This window comes from Ensifer sp. LC163 (genome assembly GCF_001695855.1).
GTDB lineage: Bacteria > Pseudomonadota > Alphaproteobacteria > Rhizobiales > Rhizobiaceae > Ensifer.
Window position 1 is genome coordinate 1 of sequence record NZ_MBSS01000043.1, and the last position, 5391, is coordinate 5391.

The window sequence follows — 5391 nt, forward strand, 5'->3', positions numbered from 1 at the left end:
CGGTCACGGATGAGCTTGGCAGGCACGCCGCCGACGATCGTATAGGGGGCGACGTCCTTGGAGACGACAGCGCCCGCGCCGATCACCGCACCATTGCCAACATTGACCCCGGGCAGCAGCGTTGCGTCGTGGCCGATGGTGACCCGGTTGGACCGGCGCCAGGCGAAGAGATCGTGATCGACTTCGGTATCGTCCCAATAGTTCGGAGCGCGGTAGGTGAAGTGGTGCAGGGTCGCGCGCCAGGTCGGGCCGTAATGCTGTGCGCTATCGAAAATACGACCGTGGGCTTGAGGGTTCGGGATGACACCAAGTGCCGGAAGATTAAAAACGGAAATGACCAAGCGGCTCGGCGCGCATTCCCAGGCGCGCCATATGCGCAGCCGCGACTTCGATGAAGCCGAACTCACGGATGGCGGCAATATCCGCCAGATTACCCCTAAATTGGTGAATGGGCCGTAGCAGTTCGGATTGACAGGTTTGCGGAATCTATAGTTCCTGTCCGCCTGTCGGGAAGATAATGGCTAAGGTTCAGACACGGCTGGCATCCATCGTCTCGCCGACTAACAGGACAATCGAATGGCGGACAACTTCATTTTGAGCGTTCGACTCTTCTACCTGGTTGTTGAGCAGCAATGATGGATTTTCCCGTTCGACCTAAAATGAACATTTGTTTACAGCCAGTCGAGGTCCCAAAGAGATCCCGTGCAGAATTGATGAACCAGAAGCCGGCGGTACTTTGGTTCACGGGCCTTTCAGGGGCAGGCAAATCGACAATCGCTAACCATCTGGAAAAGCTCTTGCACGACGACGGTCGTCACACGATCTTGCTTGACGGCGACAATATTCGGCATGGGCTGAATAGCGATCTCGGTTTTGCTGAGGCCGACCGCGTGGAGAACATTCGCCGCATAGCCGAGGTCGCCAAACTCATGACAGAGGCTGGGTTGATCGTCATCGTCGCGTTCATTTCGCCATTCCGTTCTGCGCGCCAGTTCGCCCTAGATTTGATGGAACCTGGTGAACTTATAGAGATCTTCGTCGACACTCCTCTGGAGGAGTGTATTCAGCGCGACCCTAAGGGCCTGTATAAGCGGGCACTTTCCGGAGAGCTTCAAAATTTTACTGGAATCGATTCGCCATACGAAGCACCAGAGCGCCCGGAATTGCATTTGCGCACCATGGTGGCAGATCCCGTCCATTTGGCGCAAGAAGTTGAGACATTCCTGAGGGGGAAATTCTACTGAGGTTTGCACAGTCGCCCAGGTCAGATTGGAATCTGCGCGGAAAAGCTGTGGGGCCAGTACCACTGTGATTTATCTTCCTCATGTCAACGCAGGGCTTGCTTAAGCCCTTGCTGATCCAATAGTGAGCGGTGGTGATCGAGACGAAAAGCCGCTTCGGCAAACCCATGAAAGCGCACTGCCTTGATCCACGGGGGAATAAGAAAATCGAGGGGGAGCCCAGCATGAACGTTTCGATCCCAGCCGAGCAAGATGAGTCTCAGCTTGCACATCCGAAGGGGCGCGTTGGATTGGCCGTGCTTGGTATGCACCGATCTGGGACCAGTGCGTTGACTCGCGTTCTAAGCCTCCTGGGCGCCGAATTACCCCAGAGGTTGATGGGAGCCAATCACGGCAACGAAACCGGACACTGGGAACCTCAAAAGCTCGCTGAACTAAATGACCAAGTGCTGTCAGAAGGCGGAAGCCGGTGGGACGATTGGAGGAGTTTCGATTCCCAGGCTTTGCGAGAGAAGTATCCTCATTTCAGGGATGCGATCGCTGCTTGCCTCCAAGAGGATTTTGGTGACTCGCAGCTGTTTGTTTTGAAAGATCCGAGGATCTGTCGATTGGTACCGGTCTACAGTGATGTGACTGATCAGCTTAGGGTAGATCTTCGCTTCGTCATTCCGTACCGAAATGCGATTGAAGTCGCTGCCTCGCTAAATGCCCGCGATGGCATGTCTAACGCTTATGCCAAGTTGCTTTGGGCCCGACACATACTCGATGCAGAAGCAGCCACGCGTGGGTCGAACCGGATAGCGTCCGCGTAGCTGGTGTAATTTCGGAGGCGATTTGAGTGGAGGAAGCGGTGGCGATTGCGCTGCGTTTTCCGCGAGACGTCAGGTGGGCACCGGGCCCGTCGGAGAAGGTGGAGTTGCGAGACTTCAACCTGACCGAAAGGAAAACCCGATGACCGACGACAGATTACCTCTTGCCGAGCTTGCCGCGAAGAGCGGCGATCCAGATTTTCTTCGTGCGATTGCCGAAAGCGTCCTGCAAATGATCATGGAGGCCGATGTTGATGGGCTGATTGGAGCCGGACGCTACGAGCGTGGCGAAAGCCGCCAGACCTGGCGCAACGGCTATCGCGACCGATCCCTCGACACGCGGCTCGGCACCTTGAACCTGAAGATCCCGAAGATGCGCTCGGGCAGCTATTTTCCCGGCTTTCTTGAGCCGAGAAAGACGGTGGAGAAAGCCCTTGTCGCCGTCATCCAGGAGGCGTGGATCAATGGCGTCTCGACCCGCAAGGTCGATGAACTGGTGCAGGCCATGGGCATGACGGGCATCTCGAAGTCATCCGTATCGAAGCTCTGCAAGGACATCGACGAACGTGTGAATGCCTTCCTCAGACGCCCTCTTTCCGGTGCTTGGCCATATTTGTGGTTGGACGCCACCTATTTGAAGATGCGTGAAGGCGGGCGCATCGTCTCGGTCGCGGCAATAATCGCGGTGGCTGTCGACACGGATGGCAAGAGGGAGATCGTCGGCCTGCATATCGGCCCTTCCGAAGCCGAACCGTTCTGGACGTCATTCCTGCGTGATCTGGTGCGCCGAGGGCTGACCGGCGTCAAGCTGGTTATCTCTGACGCTCATGAGGGACTGAAATCGGCCATCGTCCGTGTGCTCGGTGCGACCTGGCAGAGATGCCGGGTTCATGCCATGCGTAATGCGCTCGCCTATGTGCCCAAGGGCCAGCATACCATGGTCGCGGCCGCGATCCGCCAGGCATTCATCCAGCCGGACCGTGACGGAGCCGTTCAAACTTGGCGGCATGTCGCCGACCAGCTCCGGGCCAGATGGCCGAAGCTCGGCACATTCATGGACGACGCTGAAACCGACGTGCTCGCCTACATGGCGTTTCCTTCCCAGCATCGCACCAAGCTTCACAGCACGAATCCACTGGAGCGTCTGAACAAGGAAGTGAAGCGCCGTGCCGATGTCGTCGGCATCTTTCCCAACGAAGACAGCATCATCCGCTTGATCGGAGCCGTCCTCCTCGAAGCCAACGACGAATGGCAGCTCCAGCATCGATACATGCAGATCGAGGGAATGGCAGAGCTAAACCCACCGACAATCGAGGAGGAAAAGCCCCTTCAGATTACACCGAAAGCCGCCTGATCATGACGGCCCGGTTCCACACCCAAAATTACACCAACTTGACGGACGCTATCTCGAACCGGGTTTTTGTGCCCTACGATGCTCTGCTTAACGATTTTGAGGGCGTATGCAATCGGATTGGTTCATTGCTGAAAGTAGAATGGCCGATTCCTATGGTCGACGCTCGAGCGAACATAGCTGCATTTATAAGATCCGACCTGCGACACCACCAGGCTTCCGGAGATAGCTTGTCAAGCCTGGATGTAGTCGATGGGTTTGTGAACCAAATACTGGCGAGTATTGAGCGGCTTGAGCGAGACCCTTGCGACGAACAAGCCATGAGGACACTTTCCTCTCTGCGTGAAGAACTCGACAATCCTCCTATAAGATTTGTGGACGCAACGTTTGATGAATTTGCAGATAGGCAGGCGAGGCATGCCGAGATTTTCCGTTCGCACGTGGGGCAGATCCAGCAGGACGCTGAAATGAAGTCAGTGCAGTTGACCCAGGCGCAGCAGGAGATTGAGCTGAAATCGGCACAGCTGGCTCAAGCGCTGCGGGACGCCGGAGTGATGTCAGACCAACTGCATCACTTGCAGGCGGCGTTGCAGACCGAGACCATGAAACTAGAGGAGGTTCAGCGGCAGCAGTTCCAATCGCTGAATGATCTTGCAGCCGCAGAAGCTCGCGCCGACATGCTGGAAAAAGGCTTGAACGAAATTCTAAGCAGTTTTTCGTGGAGAGCTACACGCCTCATGCGTGTATTGGGCAGCTTTCTGGGTGGTCCTGCGACGGAAGACCCTCGCTCAAGCGCGAAATGAAGGTTGGGACGTCGCAAGGCGCCTCAACCTCCGTCTTGTACGTTAGCTTCTGTATCCATGATCGGTCGAGTGTCTTCCGGTATGTGCCGGAGTCGAAGGGCTGCGAGAGCAGCGCCTGCAGCTCATGGGGAGTGGCTGCGCTGTGAAACGGCACATCTTTCCATAGCTTGCTCAGCCTATGCTGAGCGAGCACAACAGCTTCAAACAAATAGTGGAACATGAAGTAGTCACCGGGCTTCTCAGCGTGAAGCCAATAATCCTGATAGGCTGCACTTATTGCGACCGTTAGGGGGGTCTCTGATCTCGCATGGATAAACCAGTTGGCCAGGATGCGGGGGTCATAGGGCCACCGGAATACGAAAAATTCGCTTTCTTCAATCCACTGTGGAATAGCGCGGTCGATCAGAACGGTTGCGTCTATCCAGGTTCCGCCATACCGCTCAAGCAACATCAAACGCGCCAAATTTGAAAACTTTGTCCACCCCCAGAAGGGGATTCTGTCCATAACCCTGCCAGGTATATCCAGGTAATCGCCCACGGTTTCGGCGGTGAGCACGATGCGTTTCCTGCCGCCGGCATTCATTTCGACCGAACTGAGGCAGGTCTGCACGATCGGCGGAGCCTTTTCCGCTCCCTGGGCCCAGAATTGCCAAATCGGCCCAAGCTGGCCTTGGCGAAGTGGTGGCTTTTCGACACTTTTGCAGTGATCGATCGCGGCATAACGCGCTGCCAAGTGTTGGGTGCTGTTGGTCCTCATTTGCAACGCGATCGCCCTACGCCGTAAGCTCCATGGGAGGAATGGGGCGACGGCGACGTGCGCTGCGAGCAGGAGTCGCGTGCGACCCGCACTGCGGCGCATACCCTGAACCAAATAGTCCTGCATTGAATTAGCCCCCATACGCAACCAAGGCCGTAATAGTTGGGATTTGGGGCGACGGCAATCGCGCCCGGTCGACCAACTGAACGATGCGGAAATCGCGCACGAGGGCTCGGGTGGCCCTGCAACTTACGTGTAGCGAACGAGAAATTCCTCGGCTGTCAGCTCGCGGAAATCGTCGAGCGCCTTGCGCAGGCGCTGATGGTCCCAATCCCACCAGGCGAGGTTGTCCATGCGTTCGCCAATACCGGCATTGAACCGGTCACGGATGAGCTTGGCAGGCACGCCGCCGACGATCGTATAGGGGGCG

General features: G+C 56.5%; 5 protein-coding genes and 3 pseudogenes. 5 read left to right on the plus strand and 3 right to left on the minus strand.

Annotated features, from left to right (window positions below; genetic code table 11):
- Positions 1-149 (minus strand): annotated as a pseudogene (locus BC360_RS33205) (acetyltransferase); the annotation flags it as partial.
- 105 nt (positions 150-254) lie between these two features.
- On the opposite strand from BC360_RS33205, the pseudogene BC360_RS32860 reads away from it, so the two are divergent.
- From BC360_RS32860 to BC360_RS24705, 5 genes and pseudogenes are all read left to right on the plus strand, one after another.
- A pseudogene (locus BC360_RS32860) lies at positions 255-459 on the plus strand (DUF922 domain-containing protein); the annotation flags it as partial.
- 254 nt (positions 460-713) lie between these two features.
- Entirely contained in the window at positions 714-1244 is a 531-nt protein-coding gene (gene cysC, locus BC360_RS24690) for an adenylyl-sulfate kinase (protein WP_320416836.1), read from the plus strand.
- Between the two features lie 221 nt (positions 1245-1465).
- On the plus strand, positions 1466-2053 hold the full coding sequence (locus BC360_RS24695) for a sulfotransferase family protein (protein WP_139110189.1): 588 nt from the start codon (positions 1466-1468) through the stop codon (positions 2051-2053).
- A 139-nt stretch (positions 2054-2192) separates the two neighbouring features.
- Entirely contained in the window at positions 2193-3404 is a 1212-nt protein-coding gene (locus BC360_RS24700) for an IS256 family transposase (protein WP_065797233.1), read from the plus strand.
- A gap of 2 nt (positions 3405-3406) precedes the next feature.
- On the plus strand, positions 3407-4204 hold the full coding sequence (locus BC360_RS24705; RefSeq protein ID WP_065797234.1) for a hypothetical protein: 798 nt from the start codon (positions 3407-3409) through the stop codon (positions 4202-4204).
- On the opposite strand, the gene BC360_RS24710 is transcribed toward BC360_RS24705, so the two are convergent.
- Positions 4137-4961 (minus strand): capsular polysaccharide synthesis protein, encoded by an 825-nt coding sequence (locus tag BC360_RS24710; RefSeq protein WP_161491395.1) that lies wholly within the window; start codon positions 4959-4961, stop codon positions 4137-4139. The two genes, BC360_RS24705 and BC360_RS24710, sit on opposite strands and share 68 nt — an antisense overlap.
- Positions 4962-5210: 249 nt before the next feature.
- Positions 5211-5391, minus strand: a pseudogene (locus BC360_RS24715) (acetyltransferase); the annotation flags it as partial.

What these genes read in the sequence shown, in the direction of transcription:
- cysC (WP_320416836.1), top strand. Translation starts at nt 714, where the DNA reads ATGAACCAGAAGCCGGCGGTACTTTGGTTCACGGGCCTTTCAGGGGCA.
- BC360_RS24695 (WP_139110189.1), top strand. Translation starts at nt 1,466, where the DNA reads ATGAACGTTTCGATCCCAGCCGAGCAAGATGAGTCTCAGCTTGCACAT.
- BC360_RS24700 (WP_065797233.1), top strand. Translation starts at nt 2,193, where the DNA reads ATGACCGACGACAGATTACCTCTTGCCGAGCTTGCCGCGAAGAGCGGC.
- BC360_RS24705 (WP_065797234.1), top strand. Translation starts at nt 3,407, where the DNA reads ATGACGGCCCGGTTCCACACCCAAAATTACACCAACTTGACGGACGCT.
- BC360_RS24710 (WP_161491395.1), bottom strand. Translation starts at nt 4,961, where the DNA reads ATGAGGACCAACAGCACCCAACACTTGGCAGCGCGTTATGCCGCGATC.